The sequence below is a fragment of the Achromobacter sp. ACM04 genome, assembly GCF_014851465.1.
GTDB classification, from domain to species: Bacteria; Pseudomonadota; Gammaproteobacteria; order Burkholderiales; family Burkholderiaceae_B; genus Achromobacter; species Achromobacter aegrifaciens.
The window spans coordinates 413,844-431,415 of sequence record NZ_JACUZS010000003.1 but is presented as its reverse complement, the minus strand read 5'-3'; the positions used below and the strand labels follow the sequence as shown (position 1 = coordinate 431,415).

Annotated in this window: 17 protein-coding genes and 1 tRNA gene; 1 reads left to right on the top strand and 17 read right to left on the bottom strand. The window is 67.2% G+C overall.

Annotated elements, in window-relative coordinates:
- From IB259_RS18365 to IB259_RS18305, 13 genes are all read right to left on the bottom strand, one after another.
- Nucleotides 1–567, bottom strand: a complete 567-nt coding sequence (locus IB259_RS18365) for a GrpB family protein (RefSeq protein WP_192329830.1) — start codon at nucleotides 565–567, stop codon at nucleotides 1–3.
- A 41-nt stretch (nucleotides 568–608) separates the two neighbouring features.
- Nucleotides 609–878: a hypothetical protein gene (locus IB259_RS18360; RefSeq protein ID WP_119450861.1), complete on the bottom strand. Its 270-nt coding sequence runs from the start codon at nucleotides 876–878 to the stop codon at nucleotides 609–611.
- Between the two features lie 283 nt (nucleotides 879–1,161).
- Nucleotides 1,162–1,246, bottom strand: a tRNA-Leu gene (locus IB259_RS18355).
- 157 nt (nucleotides 1,247–1,403) lie between these two features.
- Nucleotides 1,404–2,393 (bottom strand): tripartite tricarboxylate transporter substrate binding protein, encoded by a 990-nt coding sequence (locus IB259_RS18350; protein WP_054450261.1) that lies wholly within the window; start codon nucleotides 2,391–2,393, stop codon nucleotides 1,404–1,406.
- 98 nt (nucleotides 2,394–2,491) lie between these two features.
- The gene (locus tag IB259_RS18345; RefSeq protein ID WP_192329828.1) at nucleotides 2,492–3,667 is read right to left on the bottom strand and encodes an alpha-hydroxy acid oxidase; all 1,176 of its coding nucleotides are present in this window, start codon (nucleotides 3,665–3,667) and stop codon (nucleotides 2,492–2,494) included.
- The gene (locus tag IB259_RS18340; protein WP_054451301.1) at nucleotides 3,664–5,061 is read right to left on the bottom strand and encodes a VOC family protein; all 1,398 of its coding nucleotides are present in this window, start codon (nucleotides 5,059–5,061) and stop codon (nucleotides 3,664–3,666) included. Before IB259_RS18340 ends, IB259_RS18345 begins: the two co-directional genes overlap by 4 nt.
- A gap of 81 nt (nucleotides 5,062–5,142) precedes the next feature.
- The gene (locus IB259_RS18335; protein ID WP_119450858.1) at nucleotides 5,143–6,084 is read right to left on the bottom strand and encodes a LysR substrate-binding domain-containing protein; all 942 of its coding nucleotides are present in this window, start codon (nucleotides 6,082–6,084) and stop codon (nucleotides 5,143–5,145) included.
- An 86-nt stretch (nucleotides 6,085–6,170) separates the two neighbouring features.
- Nucleotides 6,171–7,592, bottom strand: coding sequence for a YadA-like family protein (locus tag IB259_RS18330; protein WP_119450857.1), 1,422 nt, complete (start codon nucleotides 7,590–7,592; stop codon nucleotides 6,171–6,173).
- Nucleotides 7,593–7,671: 79 nt separating this feature from the next.
- Complete coding sequence (locus tag IB259_RS18325; RefSeq protein ID WP_175159515.1) at nucleotides 7,672–9,927, bottom strand: phosphocholine-specific phospholipase C; 2,256 nt, start codon at nucleotides 9,925–9,927, stop codon at nucleotides 7,672–7,674.
- Nucleotides 9,928–9,964: 37 nt separating this feature from the next.
- Nucleotides 9,965–10,135, bottom strand: a complete 171-nt coding sequence (locus IB259_RS18320; protein ID WP_166738396.1) for a hypothetical protein — start codon at nucleotides 10,133–10,135, stop codon at nucleotides 9,965–9,967.
- Nucleotides 10,136–10,221: 86 nt separating this feature from the next.
- Nucleotides 10,222–11,241, bottom strand: a complete 1,020-nt coding sequence (gene phnE / locus IB259_RS18315) for a phosphonate ABC transporter, permease protein PhnE (protein WP_054450250.1) — start codon at nucleotides 11,239–11,241, stop codon at nucleotides 10,222–10,224.
- Nucleotides 11,238–12,077: a phosphonate ABC transporter ATP-binding protein gene (locus tag IB259_RS18310; RefSeq protein WP_054450248.1), complete on the bottom strand. Its 840-nt coding sequence runs from the start codon at nucleotides 12,075–12,077 to the stop codon at nucleotides 11,238–11,240. The genes phnE and IB259_RS18310 overlap by 4 nt, the downstream gene beginning before the upstream one ends.
- 17 nt (nucleotides 12,078–12,094) lie before the next feature.
- Nucleotides 12,095–13,030 (bottom strand): phosphate/phosphite/phosphonate ABC transporter substrate-binding protein, encoded by a 936-nt coding sequence (locus tag IB259_RS18305; RefSeq protein ID WP_119450855.1) that lies wholly within the window; start codon nucleotides 13,028–13,030, stop codon nucleotides 12,095–12,097.
- Nucleotides 13,031–13,262: 232 nt separating this feature from the next.
- Here IB259_RS18305 and IB259_RS18300 point away from each other — a divergent pair, with 232 nt between their 5' ends.
- Nucleotides 13,263–14,102, top strand: a complete 840-nt coding sequence (locus tag IB259_RS18300) for an HAD-IIA family hydrolase (RefSeq protein WP_119450854.1) — start codon at nucleotides 13,263–13,265, stop codon at nucleotides 14,100–14,102.
- Here IB259_RS18300 and IB259_RS18295 read toward each other — a convergent pair.
- The 4 genes from IB259_RS18295 to IB259_RS18280 all read right to left on the bottom strand — a co-directional run bounded on the left by IB259_RS18295 (nucleotide 14,096) and on the right by IB259_RS18280 (nucleotide 17,541).
- Entirely contained in the window at nucleotides 14,096–14,998 is a 903-nt protein-coding gene (locus IB259_RS18295) for a MurR/RpiR family transcriptional regulator (RefSeq protein WP_225596896.1), read from the bottom strand. The two genes, IB259_RS18300 and IB259_RS18295, sit on opposite strands and share 7 nt — an antisense overlap.
- Nucleotides 14,999–15,163: 165 nt before the next feature.
- Nucleotides 15,164–15,655: a preprotein translocase subunit SecG gene (secG, locus tag IB259_RS18290; protein WP_054450241.1), complete on the bottom strand. Its 492-nt coding sequence runs from the start codon at nucleotides 15,653–15,655 to the stop codon at nucleotides 15,164–15,166.
- A 21-nt stretch (nucleotides 15,656–15,676) separates the two neighbouring features.
- Nucleotides 15,677–16,423: a triose-phosphate isomerase gene (gene tpiA / locus IB259_RS18285; protein ID WP_054450238.1), complete on the bottom strand. Its 747-nt coding sequence runs from the start codon at nucleotides 16,421–16,423 to the stop codon at nucleotides 15,677–15,679.
- A 140-nt stretch (nucleotides 16,424–16,563) separates the two neighbouring features.
- A complete protein-coding gene (locus tag IB259_RS18280; protein ID WP_054450236.1) occupies nucleotides 16,564–17,541 on the bottom strand; it encodes an NAD(P)H-quinone oxidoreductase in 978 nt (325 codons plus the stop codon).
- Nucleotides 17,542–17,572: the final 31 nt, after the last annotated feature.

Sequence of the window (17,572 nt, the reverse complement as noted above, 5' to 3'; positions counted from 1 at the left end):
TCAGATGAAGCCGGCGGCGCGGAACATGCGCTGGTAGATCTGGCGCAGGACCGCTTCCTTGCGCTTGTTGTAGTCCATGACCTGCATCGCGCCGACCGCCGCCTCGCGCTTGGCCTGGGCATACAGATCGCGATCGGCGTCGTGCTGGCGCAGCCAGTCGCGGAACATCCGGTGGCGGACGTTCTCGGGGCAGTCCGGGCCGAACACATGCAGGTTCACGCGCGGCGCGGCCAGCTGCAAAAGACGGTGCTGATGCCAGGACGGCTCCCGCAAGACCAGCGCGTAACCGGCCGCCTCCAGCGCGGGGACATAAGAGTCCTCCTGGACGGGGTCGGCCACTGTCAGGTCTATATCTATCACCGGCTTGGCCGGCAGGTCCGGAACCGCCGTCGATCCCATATGCTCGACCGCAAGCGCCGCCGGTCCCAAGGCCTCGCGCACCTGCGTCGCAAGCTGGCCATAACGGACCGGCCAATCAGGGTCATAGGGTACGACCGCGACCAATTCCGGCGCCGGCTTGCCACGGACCCAGGGATCCTCGTCCGGATCCGAGTCGTAGTGCCGCATGATTTCTTCCGGCGTGGGCGCGCGCCGGTTTCCTGCCGGGCTCAATTGCCGAAAGCGCGACGCAGGCGCTCCAGCTCGGCCATGTTCAGGCGCTTGGCTTCCGCTTCGGCGTAGTTCCGTTCCCCTGATTCGTAGGCACCCTTGTAGATGCACTTGCTGCGGCTCGCGCACTCGCCGCCGGCGCGGGCAGAGGAGGAATACGACTTGGCGGCAGCCTGATCCGAAGTCTTGGAACCGCTGGACGAGCAACCGGCCATCAGCGCAGCCGCGAAAATCGCCACACCACAGCGGCTCAACGTTTGAATGGACATTTCCTGGTCCTGCAGAAAAGCTGTAGCCGACTTTATAGCAGGCTCTTGGAATCAGGGATTCACGGGCAATTGCTTCGAAACATTGCCGGTCTGAGGGTGCAAGACTCTGCTCGCGGCATATGGCAGCGCCTTTGATTGCGGGTAGACTGCCGCAGCTGGCTGGCCATGCGTTCCCGATAGTTGCCGCGGCGCTGGGAACACCGCGAAATGAAAAAACCCGCATCCTGGTCAAAGGAATGCGGGTCTTTTGCATTTTCCAGGGGCGACCCCTGGAACAAATTCTTGGTGCCGACGGCGAGACTCGAACTCGCACAGCTTTCGCCACTACCCCCTCAAGATAGCGTGTCTACCAATTTCACCACGTCGGCTAACTTCAGCCAGAAAAGCGTGCTTTCCTGGAAAGTCGAACATTCTATCACGCAAATTGGGAAACGGGTGGTTCCGTGCCGCTTTGTCGCTGGCATGCCACCAATCCGTCCCCAAGTACTATCCAGAGGAGCCGCGAATGCCCCCTCCCCCCGCCTATCAGTTGATCTGCAGGTTGGTCGCCTTGACGACTTCGCCCCACTTGCGGGTTTCGCTTTCCATGAAGGCCTTGAATGCTTGCGGCGTGTTGGGCGGCGGGGGCATCAGGAAGCCGTTGGTCTGGTAGCTGGCGGCCAGCGCGGCGTCGGAGGTCAGGGCCTTGTTGATGGCGGCGTTGACCTTCTGGACGATTTCGGGCGGTGTACCGGCCGGCGCGTACACGCCGAACCAGGCTGCCACGTCAAAGCCTTCCACGCCGGATTCGGCGATGGTGGGGATTTCCGGGGCGAACGGCACGCGGCTGGCGGTGGTGACGGCCAGGCCGGTCAGCTTGCCGGCGCGCACATGCGGCAGCAGCGGCGGCAGGTTGTCGAAGATCGAGTCCACTTGTCCGCCCAGCAGGTCGGCCACGGCCGGGCCGCTGCCGCGGTACGGAACGTGCAGGATGTCGATGCCGGTCTTCATCTTGAAGAGTTCGCAGCCCAGGTGGGCGGACGAGCCGTTGCCGGGCGAAGCGCAGGTGAGCTTGCCGGGGTTCTTCTTGGCGTAGGCGATGTATTCCTGCACCGACTTGACGGGCACGCTGGCGTTGACGGCCAGGATGTTGGGCACCACGTTCAGCAGGGCGACGGCGTCCAGGTCCTTGAGCGCGTCATAGGACATCTTGGAATAGAGCGACTGGTTGATCGCGGTGGAAATCGATCCGACGAACAGCGTGTAGCCGTCGGGCGCCGAGCGGGCGACGGACTCGGCGCCGATGTTGCTGTTGGCGCCGGGCTTGTTCTCCACCACGAAGGTCTGGCCGAACTCCTTGCCCAGCACGTCGGCGATCATGCGCGCGCTGATGTCGGTGGTGCCGCCCGGGGCGTAGCCCACGACCAGCCGCACCGGCTTGGTCGGATAGGCGCCGGCCTGGGCCTGCGCCGGTCCGCTGGCGATGCACGCCAGCACTGCCGCCACGCCGGCCAGTTTGGTATAGATCTTCTTCATGTTTCCTCCTGTCGAAAACGGATGGGCGCGCATGGGGATGCGCACCGTTTTTTGTTGTTGTGCGGGCGCTGCTGCCCGGGGCGGCACAGCCGCCCGCGTCAGACGGCGCCTGCCGGCCGCAAGGGCGCGATCAGGTCCGGCGTGAGGTCGGCCAGCGTCGCGCAGCCGAGCAGCGCCATGTTGGTCGAGATCTCGCTGCGGAATATGTCCGCCACTTTGCGGATGCCGGCGCTGCCGGCCACGGCCGCGCCGAACAATTGGGGCCGGCCGGTGAAGACCATGCGCGCGCCCAGGGCCACGGCCTTGAGCACGTCGGAGCCGCGGCGAAAACCGCCGTCCACCATCACCGGGAAGCCGGGCGGCACCGCGGCCACCACGTCGGGCAGCGCCTGCACGGGCGAGATGCAGCCATCCAGCTGGCGTCCGCCGTGGTTCGACACGATCACGCCGTCGGCGCCCGCCGCGCAGGCCAGGCGCGCATCATCGGGATGCATCACGCCCTTGAGCACCAGCTTGCCCGGCCAGTTCTCGCGGATCCAGCGGATGTGTTCCCACGACAGCTTGTCGCGTTCGCCGCGAAAGCCGTTGGGCGGGTCCTGGGTGATGGGCGGGCCGATCTCTTCGTACAGGTTCGAGAACCTGGGGATGCCGCTGCCCAGCAGCGTGCGCAGGAAGACGTTGAAGCTCCAGCGCGGGTGGCGCATGCCGTCCAGCATCACGCTGGGGCTGAGCTTGAAGGGCACGGTGAACGAGAGCTTCTGCAGGTTCTCGCGGTTGGCGCCGACGCAGGTGTCGATGGTCACGACCAGCACCGGGATCTCGGCCTGGCGCAGCCGCGCCATCAGCTTGCCGATGCGCTCGGTATTGCCCGGCAGATAGGCCTGGTACCAGCAGCGCTTGCCCGTGGCCTCCTGCAAGCGTTCCAGCGGCACGCTGGAAGCGCCGCTGATGATGAAGGGAATCTCGGCCTGCTGGGCGGCCTGCGCCAGCGCCAGGTCGCACTCATGCATGACGATGGCGGAGAACCCGGTAGGCGCGAAGCCCACCGGCATGGCGTAGCGCTGGCCGTAGAGTTCGACCTGGCTGCTGCGCTGGTCCACCACGCGCAGGCCGCGCGGCCGGAAACCCACGTCGCTCAATGCGCGCACGCTCTCGGCCAGCGAGGCGCCGTCCTCGGTGCCGCCGCAGACGTAGCCTTCGACGCAGCGCGGCATGATGCGCCGCGCCTCGCGTTCGAAGTCGCGCACGGACAGGCAACGATCCAGACGGCTCATGCGGCCACCGGCGAGCCGGCCTGCGCGCGCAGCGCCTGCATGCAGGCGGCCAGCGAACGGTCCTGCGTGTCCTGGTAGAGCGCCAGCTCGTCCTGCACCTGGGCGCCCAGGGCCTGCTCGAAAGCCGCCTGGCTGGCGTTCTGCGCGTATTCGGCCTGGGCCTTGTCGCCCAGGTTCGACTGGAAGATGCCGGCCGCGCTGACGGGCAGGAAGTCCTCGTACACCAGCGGCTCGAAGCGGATGTAGCCCTGGGCGATCAGGTCCTGCAGGCTGGCTTGCGCATCCGCGCCGTCCTTGCCGGTCAGGAAATAGCGGAAATAGGCCAGCCCCTGCGCATGCAGCGCGTCATAGTCATCCGGGAAGGCGGCGAAACAGTCCTGCAGGTTCTGCATGTAGGCCGCGGCATTGCCTTCGTTGGGCGCGCCGCTGATGCGGCTGCGGGCCAGATCCAGCAATTGGTCGTATAGCGCGCGGCCCTTGCGGGTCAGCGCGACGCCGCGCTGCTCGATCTCGCCGAAGCGCGCCGTGTGGCTGCCGGCCGCGGACTGGCCGTCGGCGCCGGCGAACAGAACCGCCTCCTCCAGCGCCTTGAAGCTGGTCTGGCGCAGCAGGATCGGACATTTGCGCGGCGGCGGGCCTTCGATCACGGCCTTGGCGGACACGCCGCGGCGCGGCATCTCGGCCTGGGCCTCGTCGATGTCCAGCGTGCGCGGGGTCAGGTGATTGATGTGCGGGCCCTTGAAGGCCACCACATCGGCGATCAGGCGGTGCTGGCCGTGCAGTTCCTCGTAGTCTTCCAGGCTGACGGTGGCCTCGCTGTGCCAGCGGAAAGTGTGCAGGGCTTCGGCCACGAATTCGCGGGCCTCGGCTTCAACCAGTCCGCCCTGCGCCTCAAAGCGGGCCGCGAGTTCCAGCGTACGCGCGGTGAATATCTGGCGCGCGGCCAGGATGCGCGCGGCCTTCTCGCGCAGGGCCTCGTCGGCGATCAGTTCCAGCCGCAGCAGCGAGGTGAAGACGCGGAAGGGGCTGGCCTGCAGCGAGGCTTCGTGGGTGGCGCGAAAGGCGGTGGAATGCACCGGTACGCCGGCCGGCGACAGATCGTAGTAGCCCACCGGCTGCATGCCCATCACGGCGAACACGCGCCGCATGTTGGCCAGTTCCTGCGCGGTGCCGACGCGGATCGCGCCGTGGCGCTCGATGTCCAGGCGCTCGATCTCGCCCGTGCGGGCCAGTTGGGCGGCCAACTCGGGCTGTTCGGCCAGCGTCTTGGCGTTGACCTGGGCGACCAGGTCCAGCAGCGTGTCGTACAGCGGCACTTCCGACTTGTACATGTCGGACATGGCGCGGGAGAACCAGGCGCGGATCTGGTCCGGATTGACGAAATTCTGACTCATGGCGGGCTCGGCACATCGGTAAACAAGGATGGCCCGCATGAAATCATGCGCCGCGCGTGCGATCAAATGAAAAAAATCGGCTTAATCAGTCCGTTTTTTCATGGACCGCGCCCGCTGGGCGTCGCGCTCACGCTTGCGCGCGGCCTCTTCCTCAACCCAGGCGACGAACTGCTTGATCTTGGGCACTTCGGCCGAGTGCTCGGAATAGGCGACGAAGTACGCGCCGTCGCTGGGCTGCACGTAGTCCCAGGGAATCACCAGCTTGCCGGCCTGCAGCTCTTCTTCGGCCAGCAGGCGCGGCGTCAACGCCACGCCGCAACCGCCCTCCGCAGCGCGCACGCACATGTAGAAGGTATCGAAGCGGGGACCGTGGTAGCTGCGGTCGGACTGGAATTGCTGGCGCGAGAAGTAGTCGTGCCAGGCCTCCGGACGCGAGGCGCACTGGATCAGCGCCTGCGCGCTCAGCGCCTCCAGGCTGTCGACCCTGTCACCCGGAAGAAAGCCGGGCGCGCACACCGGCACGACCTCGGCCTCGAACAATTCCCGGCACTGGGCGCCCGGCAAGGTGCCATGGCCGAAGAAGAAGGAGATGTCGATCTTGGCCTGCATCAGGTCGAAGGGCCGCGTTTCGCTGCGCACCTTGACCTGGATGTCGGGATGGGCGGCCATGAAGCCCTGCAGGCGCGGGATCAGCCAGCGCGCGCCAAAGGTGGGTTGGGTGCCGATGGTCAGCACCTGAGTCTCGCTGCCGTAGGTCAGGATGTAGCGCGAGGACATGTCCACCTGGTTCAGGATGGCCCTGACCTCGGACTGGTACAAGGCTCCCGCAGGCGTCAGTTGCAGGCGCCGCCGCACCCGCAGGAACAGCGGGTTGCGCAGCAGCGCCTCCAGCTGCGCGATCTGTTTGCTGATCGCGCTCTGGGTCATGTGCAGTTCCTCGGCGGCGCGCGTGAAGCTCATGTGCCGCGCCACCGCCTCGAAACATTGCAGCGCCATCATCGATGGCATCAAACGCTTTTCCATGGGGCCGATCCGGGTATGCCTGTGCTGGCGGCGGCCCGCGTTCCATCGCCGGCCGCCGCGCTTGCGGCATTATCGCAGGCCCGGCCTCACCACTGGTATCCGACCCCCGCGGCACCGCCGAAGTCGCCGCGGGACGTGCCGTTGGCCGACACCTTGTAGACCCAGCGCCCGCCGCTGGACACGCGCGACAGCCCCAGGGCGTAACCCGATTCCCCATTCCAGGTGCCGCCCGCCATGGACAGCATGTTGCGGCCGGGCAAGTAGGCCTGCGGCAAGGAAGCCGTCGCCATGGCCGCAGCCACCCCCGCGCTCAGCATGCGCTCCTGGGACTCCAGATCGCTGCGCAGGTTCTGCAGGGAATGCTCGACGGCGCCCACGCGCGCCTCGCTTGCGCTGCTTGCGGCGCGCAGCTGGCCCACGTTGACGGCATCGGTGTCCTCGCTGCCTGCAGCCACGCCCGTCATCTGGCGTCCACCCACGTTCACCTCGCCCGTGGAGCTTTGGGGCTGCGCCATGCCGTAGGCTTCGTAGTTCTCCTGCGCGCCGCGCGCCGCCGAGGACCCCGCCCCCAGCGCCACGCTGTTGCCCGCGCTGGCCACCGCGCCTGCGCCGACCGCGACGCTCTGCGTGGCCGCGGACGAATCCGCTCCCACCGACACGCTGCGGTCGGCAACGGAACCGCGTCCGGCGTTCGAGCCTATCGACACGTTGTCGTTGCCCCGCACGCCCGACCCCGCGGCCGTGCCCTGCGCCACGTTGTTATTGCCGACGACGTCGCGCCCCGCAGCCAGCCCGCCAGCCGTATTGCCGTCGCCCTGCACGCCATAGCCGGCGTAGGCGCCGGCAGCCGTGTTGTTGGCGCCGGTCACGTTCTGCCCGGCGTTCTTGCCCTGCGCCAGATTGCCCTCGCCCTCCACGTTCTGCCCCGCGTTCTGGCCCAGCGCCAGGTTGCCGTCACCGACGACGTTGCGGCCCGCTTCCTGGCCGAAGGCCGAATTGCCGTTGCCGGTGACATTGCGCCCGGCGTTGGTGCCATAGGCGGCATTGTTGTTGCCCACCGTATCCGTGCCGGCCCAGAAGCCAAACGCATCGTTGTAGTCGCCCGTGACGTTCTGGCCGGCGCTTCGGCCAAACGACTGGTTCCAGCCGCCCTGCACATTGGTGCCGGCGTAATAGCCGATGGCCTGGTTGGCGTTCTTGCCGCCGACCTTGGAGCCCGCGCCCTCGCCGATCGCCAGGTTCCAGTTGGTGCTCACGTCCTGGCCCGCGCCATTGCCCAGGCCGATATTGTTGCTGCCTTTCACGTTGGCGCCAGCGTTCTTGCCGATCGCGTGATTGCCCTTGCCCGTCACGCCCTGAGCGGCGCCCGGCCCATAACCGAGGTTGCTGCCGTCCCACTTCACAGGCGGCGCGGTCTGCGCCTGCGCGGCCGATCCCCCGGCCAGCGCGCCCACCAGAACCGCCACCGACAAGCCGTTGGCGGCCAGAATTGCGTATGTGTGCTTCATTTGTATGTTGATCGATTGTTGTTGCGGACCGGCCGGACGCGCACCCCGATGCGCGCCCGGCCCGCTCATGCCTGAGCCATCACAGATGCAGCGCCATGGCCGGATCGCTGACGCTCGCGCGGCCGTTCTCCATGCGTCCCGCGAAGCGGCGTTCGAAGCCTTCGGCGGTGACGGTGAAGTCGTACCAGTTGCCGCTTTCCTTGATGGACCAGTGGTGTTCGGCGACCTTGCCCGGCTCGACCGCCAGGGTCCAGGGGCCGTCCTTGCGGTAGGCGTTGGATTGCAGGTTCGCCTGCAGGCTGGCCGTGCCGCGGTTGGACACCTTCACGTAGAGCGCGCTGCCTGCCGGCTCGTAGCAGACCTGCACTTCCAAGGCCGCGCCACGCTGCGTATTGCCGGAGAAGGTCCGCACGAAGCCGTTGCTGCTGTACACCCAGAGGTCATAGTCGCCGCCGGTCCAGGTGTCGGACAACGTCTTGCCGGCTTCGACGGTGTAGCGCCGCGGGATCAGGTCCAGGTTGCGCTTGTCGTACACATGGAACACCGCGCCGGCTTCGCCCGTGTTGCTGAACAGCAGTTCGACCGCGCCATCCGCCCCCAACCGGGCGCTGGTGTGCAGTTCATAGGGCAGCGCGCGCGACAGCCGCGTGCCGGTCTCCTGGAACAGCGGCTGCGGGATTGCGGGCGCCTGGGTCACGGCGGTGGTGGGCAACAGCTTCTGCGCCGCGTTGACCGCGGGATAGTTGCTGGTGTCGGGCAGCGTGGGCACGCGCGGATCGTTGGGACTGACGAAGTCGAAGCAGGTGGTCAGGTCGCCGCAGACCGCGCGGCTCCAAGGACTGATGGCGTCGACCTTGATGTCGAAGCGCTGCTCCAGGAACCGGCCCACCGAGGTATGGTCGAACACCTGGGAATTGACCCAGCCGCCCTTGCTCCACGGCGACACGACGTACATCGGCACGCGTGAGCTTAGACCCCACGGCCGGATGTTGCCGGTGATCTTGTCGTCGGCCTTCAGGTAGTTGCCCACCGAGGCATCGAAATACTCCCCCTCCAGCGGCACGGTGGACTTGCCCATCAGCACGCCATTGGCGTCATAGGACGGCACTGCGGGCATGGCGGCGTGATCGAAGAAGCCGTCGTTCTCGTCGAAGGTCACGAACAGTGCGGTCTTGCTCCAGACTTCCGGATTGGAGGTCAGCGCGTCCAGCACGTCGGCGATGAAATCGGCGGCACCGGCCACGCCTTCGCTGCTGCCAGGGTGCTCGGCCAGGGCCTGCGTAGGCAACACCCACGACACCTGCGGCAAAGTGCCATTGGCGACGTCCTGCTTGAGCTGGGCTAGGAAGTTGACGGCGCCGTCGTTCTTCTCGGGGCCGCCCGTCAGGCCATGTTCATAGATCGGCGAACCCGGCTGCGCGGTGCGGAAGCTCTTGAAGGCCAGGCAGCCGTGCATGGCGCCCGTCCAGTTGTTGTTCATGTTCTGGTAGATGTGCCAGCTGACCCCGGCGCGCTGCAGCAGGTCGGGCAAGGTGTCCCACTTGAAGGCGCTGTTCACGTACTTGTAGTTGTAGGCGCCGGTCGCGGGGTCGACCTGGCCCGAACCGTCGGCCAGCTGCGCGCGGCCCGCCACCCAGTTGGACGGGTTAGGCCAGCAGCGCGAGTTGACGGGTTCCGAATCGGTGTCGGTGCTGTTCACGCCCAGCTTGCGCAGTTCGGGATTGGCGTTGGCGCCTGACCAGAACACGATGCGGTTGGGATCGGTGCCGGTCAGGATGGAACAGTGATAGCCGTCGCAGACCGTGAAGGCGTCGGCCAGCGCGAACTGGTACGGAATGTCCTCGCGCATGAAGAAGCCCATGGTGGCCTGGTTCTTGTACTGGATCCACTGGTCCATCTTGCCCTGGTTCCAGGCTGCCTGCTGGTCCGGGAAATTGTGCGGCGTGCCCGATCCGATCAGCGCGTTGCTGGTCCTGGAATCGCGGCGGAAGGGCTGGATGTCCTGGCCGCCCTTGGGGTCGGGCTGGAAGAACACCGATTTACCGCTGGCCAGCGGAATCGGGAAGCGGTCGCCGAAACCGCGCACGCCGCGCATGGTGCCGAAATAGTGGTCGAACGAGCGGTTCTCCTGCATCAGGATCACGATGTGCTTGATGTCCTTGATGGTGCCGCTTTCAACCGCGGCCGGAACCGCCAGCGCGCGCTGGATCGAGGCGGGCAGCAAGGCCATTGCCGACAGGGCGCCGGCCGCCTGGGCCGAGGCGCGGAAGAACTGCCGGCGGCCCGGCAAGGCCGGGGACGCGCTGGCGGGATGCGAGGGATAGGTCTTGGTCATGGGGCTACTCTTGCGTGGGGTTGGGCGGATCGGGCGTTCAGGGCGCGCAGCGCAATTGCGGCGCGGGCGGCGGCGTCTCTGGCTGTCCGGTCTCGGGCGGCGTGGTCGCGCCGTCATCCGAGTCGTCATCGCCGCCGCAGGCGGCAAGGGTCAAACTCAAGGCGATGGCCGCAACAAGGGCGCGGCCCAGTGCAAAGTACGGGGTCATGAAAACTCCTGGTCAGGGAACGTTGCCGGGTCCGTCCGGCAGAAAACCTATCGGGGCGCGGCGGCCTGGCTGGCCGCCGCGCCGGCTCAGCTCAAGCGGCGCCGCAAGCGGGCGGCGACCTGGTCCAGCAAGAACACGGTGATGAAGATCACGACGAGAATGGTCCCGACGTGGGCGTACTGGTACATGTCGTAGCGGCCTTTGAGTTCCTGGCCGATGCCGCCCGCGCCCACCAGGCCCACGACGGTCGCCATGCGCACGTTGCGGTCCAGGATGTACAGGGTGTAGCCGGTGAACTTGGGCATGACCTGCGGCAGCACTGCGTAGGCCAGCACGCGCGGCTTGCTGGCGCCGATCGCGGCCAGCGCCTCTTGCGGCTTGGTGTCGGCCGTTTCGATGTCCTCGGCGTAGAACTTGCCCAGGAATCCCATCGAATGAATGGCCAGCGCCAGCACCCCGGCAATCGGGCCGAAGCCGTAGGCCAGCACCAGGAACAGCGCGCAGATCAGCTCGGGCATCGCACGGAACATGCTGACGAGGGCGCGTGCCGCCACGTACAGCAGGCGGTTGGGCGCGTAGTTGCGGGCGCTGCAATAGGCCAGCGGCGCACTGCCCAGCACGGCCAGCAAGGTCGCCCAGATCGCGATCTCGAAGGTCTCTACCATCTTCACCGCCACCCGCCATAGATAGCCCAGCGGCTCGACCAGATAGGTCTGCGTGGATACCTCGTCTTCCATCTTCAGCGTGTGCGGATTCAGCCGGCTCTCGGTCACCTGCACCGTTTCCACATGCGCCAGCCACGGCAGCCTGTCCGGGTCGAAGCCCTCTATGCGCGAAGTCTCGGTGCGGTACGAGACCTGCAGCGGGAACAGGTTGTCGGCCAGGGCGCCCAGGCCCGAGGTGACCTGGGACTGCTCCTTCAGGCCCACCGCCGCCAGCGCGCCGTCCAGGGTGAGCGCCGCCATGCGACCCATCTCGACCCGCTGCCCGGTGTAGAGGAACAGCATCAGCGCAGCGATCACGATCAGCAGCGCGCGGGCGCCATAGGGCGGATCCAGGCGCCAGGCCGCGTTGTCGGCCGGCGTCTTCAATGCATGCGTGTTCATTGCGCGCCTCCCGCCGACAGCACCGCCGGCCGGATCGGCCTGGCCATGCGAGGTTCAGCATGGCCGCGGCCCGCAAGCGCGGCCATGCCGCTTTCCGCCTGCGGCGCCTGATACAGCGCACGGGCAGTGGCCTCATCGAACGCGCCCGCCGGTCCGTCGAACACCATGACGCCATGGCGCAGGGCCACGATGCGGTCGGCGAACTCGCGGGCCAGGTCGACCTGATGCAGGCTGCACAGCACGGTGGCGCCGCGTTCGCGTGCCTGATTGCGCAACAACTCCAGGATGTCGCGGCTGATGCGCGGGTCCAGGCTGGCCACCGGCTCGTCGGCCAGCAGCAAGGCCGGAGCCAGCATGAACGCTCGGGCGATGCCCACGCGCTGCTGCTGGCCGCCGGACAATTCGCTCACGCGGCGTTGCAGGTGCTCGGGCTGCAGGCCGACTTCGCGCACCAGCTTGCAGGCCCGTTCGCGCAATTCCGCGGGGAAGCGCATCAGATAGGCGCGCCATGCCGGCAAGCCGGGCAGCGCACCCGACAGCACGTTGGTCGCGACCGTCGCGCGCGACACCAGGTTGAAGTGCTGATGCACCATGCCGATCCGTGGCCGCACGGCCGCCAGCGTCGAGGGCTGCACCTGCGTGCCATCGACCCACACTTCGCCTTGGGTGGGCGCGGTCAAGCCGTTGGCCATGCGCAGCAAAGTCGACTTGCCCGCGCCCGAGGCGCCCAGGATCACGCAGAACTGGCCGCGCGGCACCTGCAGCGACACCGAGTTCAGCGCCGCGGTCCCATCGGCATAGCGCATGCCTACAGCGTCATAGCGCAGCATGTCCATTTCGCTTGCTCCGCCGATCACCGCTGTGCCGCCTTCTGCAGGATTTCTCCCTTGATCTCGTCGGTCAGCAGGGCCATCTTCGAGGCCGGGCCGGCGAACTGCGCCTCGGAGAACTCGGTGTCGAAACGATCCAGCTTGGCGCCGCCATAGCCGCGCACCATGTCAGGCGTTACACCGGGCGCCTGATGGACCGTGGCAAAGGCTTGCTTGAGCGTGGCCTTCAGCGTCTCGGGCAGCTTGGTGTTCATCGCCAACGGCGGATACGGGATGGGTTCGCTCTTGAAGATCACCTTCACGGACTTCGGGTCCACCGCGCCCTGGCGCACCGCCTTGTCGAAGGAATCGAACGACAGCGCGGCCGCGTCGACCTGGCCCTGTACCAGCGCGGCGAGGCTGCTGGCGTGGCTGCCGGTCAGTTGCAGCGCCGCCAGGTCCTTGGCCGGGTCCATGCCGTCCTTGATCATGGATGCCACCTGGAAGGTGAAGCTGGAGGCCGAATTCACGTCGCCGAACGCGGCGCGCTTGCCCTTCAGATCAGCCAACGTATTGATCGGCGAATCAGCCTTGGCGAACATCGCGGCGTAGTAGGCGGATTCGCCCTTCTGCACGCCCACGGCCAGCAATTGCGCACATTGGCGCTCATGCGCCTGCACGTAGGAAACCGGACCCAGGAACGCGACCTCGGCCAACTGGTTGCACATGCCTTCGACCACGGCGCCGTAGGATTGGCCCACGGTCAGTTGGAAATGCAGGCCGGTGCTGCGCGTGATCGCGTTGAAGATCGGCGCGTAGTCGGCCTTGGTGCCCGACTCGGTGCCGCCGTCGGCGGGTATCAGCAGCACGCGCAGCGGACGTTGCTGCGAGCCGTCTGCCAGGGATTGGGCTTGTGCGAGAGGCGCGGCGGCCAGCAGGGAAACCAGCGCCAGGGCGGACGCGCAGGTGCGGATCTTCATTTTTCTGTTCCTAGTCTTGTTGAGGTTGCCATCGGGGCGCAGCGTGCTCGGCCCTGATTCCGGAACGCAGATTAGTCACCGCACATGACAGGCAAATGAAAATTTCTCAAATCAAAAAAATGAATTTTTGAATTTTGTTCAGATAGAATCACAGCCGCCGGGCAGGCCCGAACCGTAGCGGGCGCCCACTTCTTTCAACCCTGCACGCGCTTCGACGCCACCACGCCGATCCATGACCCGCATTGCCCGCACTCCCCTCGCTTCCTTCCCCCAAGCGCCGACGGCAGAACCGCCCTGGACCGCCCGATCACGCGGCCTGATCCTGGACCTGGACGGGACATTGATCCGGGGGCATGAAGTGATACCGGGCGCCAGCGAGCTGCTGACCCGCTGGGCAGGGCGCTGCGTCATCGTGTCCAACAATTCCACCGACACGGCGGCGGACCTGGCGCCGCGTTTACGGGCGATGGGCCTGCCGGTGCAGGCCGGAATGCTGGTCCTGGCCGGTGAACAGGCCGTGCGCCATATCGCCCGGCAAAACCCGCGGGCCGCGGTGCTGCTCTGCGCCTCGGACGCATTGCGCAGTTTCGCGGCCGGACTGGGGCTGGCATTGGTCGACCGCGATGCGGACATCGTGCTGCTGGCGCGCGATCTCTCCTTCGGCTACGGGACGCTGCAGACCCTGGCAGGCGAGCTGGCGCGTGGCGCGGCGTTGATGGTCAGCAACGGCGACCTCACCCATCCCGGCCCGCAAGGCGCCATCGTCCCGGAGACGGGCGCGCTATTGCAGTCGGTGCTGGCCTGCGCGCCCGGCGCGCGGCCGCACATACTCGGCAAGCCGGGAGCCATGCTGCTGGAGGAAGGATTGCGCCGGCTGGGCCTGGCGCCTGCGGACGTCACGGTGATCGGCGACAACGTGCGCACCGATGGGCTGGGTGCGGTACGCCTGGGTATCGGCTACCTGCTGGTGGGCAATGCGCCCTGCGCGGATGCGCCGGACGTGGCGAGGCTGCTGGACAGCGCATGCCCGCGCCGACATGCGCTGCCGGCGGGCATTGAAGACGATCAGTAGCGCTTGTTCGACAGCACGTCGAAGGTGCTGCGCAGCGTGGAGACGGCCTTGTCGTAGTCGGACAAGGCCAGGCAAGCGATGAGGGTGTCGATGATGGCGAGCTGGGCCAGCCGGCTGGTCATGGCCTCGGTGCGGAAACGGGTCTCGCGCGACATGGTGTGCAGCACCACGTCCGCATGCTCCTGGATCGGCGATTTGCCGAAATTGGTGATGCAGATCGTGCGCGCGCCGGCTTCCTTGGCCAGCCGCGTCGCCAACACCGTCTCGTGCGTGCTGCCCGAGTGCGAAATGGTCAGCACAGCGACGTCCGGCCCGGTCAGCGACGCGCTGATGGCCTGCACGTGGGAATCGGTCACTGCGGTGGCATGCAGCCCGATGCGCAGCATGCGGTAGTGCGCGTCGTGCGCGATGACGGCCGAGCTGCCGATGCCGTAGATTTCAACGCGGCGGGCGCCGCGTATCAGGTCCACCGCGGCCGACAGCGCTGCCACGTCCAGCACCGATTCGGTTTCCTGCAGGGTCTGGATATTGCTATGGAAGATCTTGCTGACGACCTGCTCGGGCGTGTCCTGGGCGGCCAGGTCTTCGTGGATGTACTGCACCGGCTGCACGATCTGCTGCGCCAGCGCGATCTTCAGCTGTTGAAAGCCCGTGGCCCCCAGCAGCTTGCAAAAGCCCACCACGCTGCCTTCGCTGCACTGGGTGCGCTCGGCCACTTCACTGACCGACATGTGCACCACCTCGGCGGGGTTGCGTATGACGAATTCGCCAATGCGCTGCGAGGCCGCCCCCATCGAGGGCAACAGGCTCTGGATGCGCGCCAGCATGGCCTGCGGCGAGCCCCGCTGCTGATCGGCGGCGGGCGGGGTTCGGGGAGTGCGTTTGGATGTGGCCATGGCGGAGATCGAGAAACGGGAACCGGGTGCGCAGGCAACGATACCCTACCCGCTGCCGGCGCGGCGACGACGCATGCTAACGGCCGCCGATGACAGGATGTCCGGGCAGGCGCGCGCCGCCCATGAAAAAGGCCGGCATGTGCCGGCCTTTCCGTTTGCTGTGCCTTACTTCGCGGGCGTTTCGGCGGGCTTTTCGCCTGCGGCCGGAGCGGCCGGGGTGGCGGGAGCGGCCGGGGCCGAGGGCACCGACGCGTCGGGCTTGGCCGGAGCGGCGGGCACGGAACCCGCGCCGGGAACCGAGGCGGCGCCGGGAACCGACGAGCCAGCGGGAGCAGGCGCCGCGCCCGGCACTTGCGGCACCGAACGGTCGGCCGGGAAGCTCTGCATCACGCCCGAGTCGACGGCCGGGCCGCTATTGCCCTTGTGGCTGACATAAGCCAGGCCGGCGGTGGACGCGAAGAAGACCACGGCGGCCCACTTGGTCGCGCGCGAGAGGAAGTTCGCCGCGCCGGTGGCGCCGAACAGGCTGCCGGCCGAGCCGCTGCCGAAGGCGGACCCCATGTCGGCGCCTTTGCCCTGCTGAAGCAGGACCAGGACGATGATAGCCAGCGCCGAGATCACTTGGACGGCCAGCAGGATTTTGAGCATCAAGGGCATTACAGACTCCGGAACGGAAACTTAGATAGCGGCGATTCGCAAAAATTCTTCGGCCACGAGCGACGCGCCGCCGACCAGGGCTCCGTCGATATCAGTCATGGCGAACAGACTGGCGGCATTGGCAGCTTTGACGCTGCCGCCGTACAACACTTGCACCTGCGCGGCGCCCAGCGCGCGCAGGGCGGCGCGGATGGCGCCATGGACTTCCTGCGCCTGCTCGGGGCTGGCGGTGCGGCCGGTGCCGATGGCCCAGACGGGCTCATAGGCCAGGACCATGCGCGAAACCGCCTCGGCGCCCAGCGCCAGCACGGGCTTCAACTGGCGTTCGATCACGGCCAGCGTGTTGCCGGCTTCGCGGTCGGCCAGGGACTCGCCCACGCACACCACCGGCGTCAGGCCGGCGGCCAGCGCGGCCTGGGCCTTGGCGGCGACGGCTTCGTCGGTCTCGCCGTGCAGCACGCGGCGCTCGGAGTGGCCGGCCAGGGCCCAGCGGCAGCCGAATTCCTTCAGCATGGCGCCGGAGACTTCCCCGGTGTAGGCGCCCTTTTCATGGGCGCTGACGTCTTGCGCGCCCCAGGACACGCTGCTGCCGGTCAGGGCCGACGCCGCCTGCGCGAGATAGGGGAACGGCACACAGATGCCGATTTCGCAGTGGCTCGCAGCATCCGCGGCGCGCAGCTCGGTCAGCAACGCGGCGTTCTCGGCCAGGTTGCCGTGCATCTTCCAGTTGCCCAGCACGAGGCGGGCGCGGTTTTCGACTGAAGTCATGGCGAGGTATCTGTATCGGTTGGACTGGGGCGAGCCAAGGGCTGCGTAGCAACCGCCCACGGGCCTGCCTGGAAAAAATTCCAGGCGAAACCCGTGATTGTATCCTGTTGCGGGACGCTACGCCGAGCGCCCCCCATTTCTTACATGGTCAGGATGATTTTGCCGATGTTTTCACCGCTTTCCATCATGGCATGGGCGCGGGAAGCCTCGGCCAGCGGGAAGGTGGCGTGCACGATGGGCTTGATGGCCCCTTTTTCCAGCAAGGGCCAGGCCTGTTCGCGCAGCGCACGGGCGATGGCGCCCTTGAAGGCGACCGGACGGGGACGCAAGGTCGAGCCGGTGATGGTCAGGCGGCGGCGCATGACCTGGGCCGTGTCCACATTGGCGTGGGAACCGCCCAGCTGGGCAATGATGACGATGCGGCCGTCGTCGGCCAGGCACTGCATGTCGCGGCCGATGTAATCGCCGGCCACCATGTCCAGGATCACGTCCACGCCGCGTCCGCCGGTGGCGTCCAGCACTTCCTTCACGAAATCCTGGGTCTTGTAGTTGATGCCGCGTTCGGCGCCCAGCGCTTCCACGGCGCGGGCCCGGTCGTCGCTGCCGACGGTGGCATAGACCTTGTGGCCCATGGCGCGGGCCAGCTGGATGGCCGTGGTGCCGATGCCGCTGGCGCCGCCGTGCACCAGCAGCGCCTCGCCTTCGGACAGGCGGCCGCGGTCGAAGACGTTGCTCCAGACCGTGAAATAGGTTTCCGGCAGGCCGGCGGCCTCGATGTCGGACAGACCCTTGGGGATGGGCAGGCATTGCGCGGCGGGCGCCACGCAGTATTCCGCGTAGCCGCCGCCCGCCACCAGGGCGCAGACCTTGTCGCCCATGGCGAAACCGCTGCCCGCCAGGTCGCCGCCGACGATTTCGCCGGCCACTTCCAGGCCCGGCAGGTCCGAGGCGCCGCGCGGCGGCGCGTAGTTGCCCTTGCGCTGGAACACGTCGGGACGATTGACGCCTGCGGCGCTGACTTTGATCAGAACTTCACCCGCGCCGGTTTCCGGCGTGGGGCGCTCCACGGGGACCAGGACCTCGGGGCCACCAGGGCGAGAGATTTCTACGGCGTGCATCGCGTGCCTCCTTTGCAGCAAATGGATTATT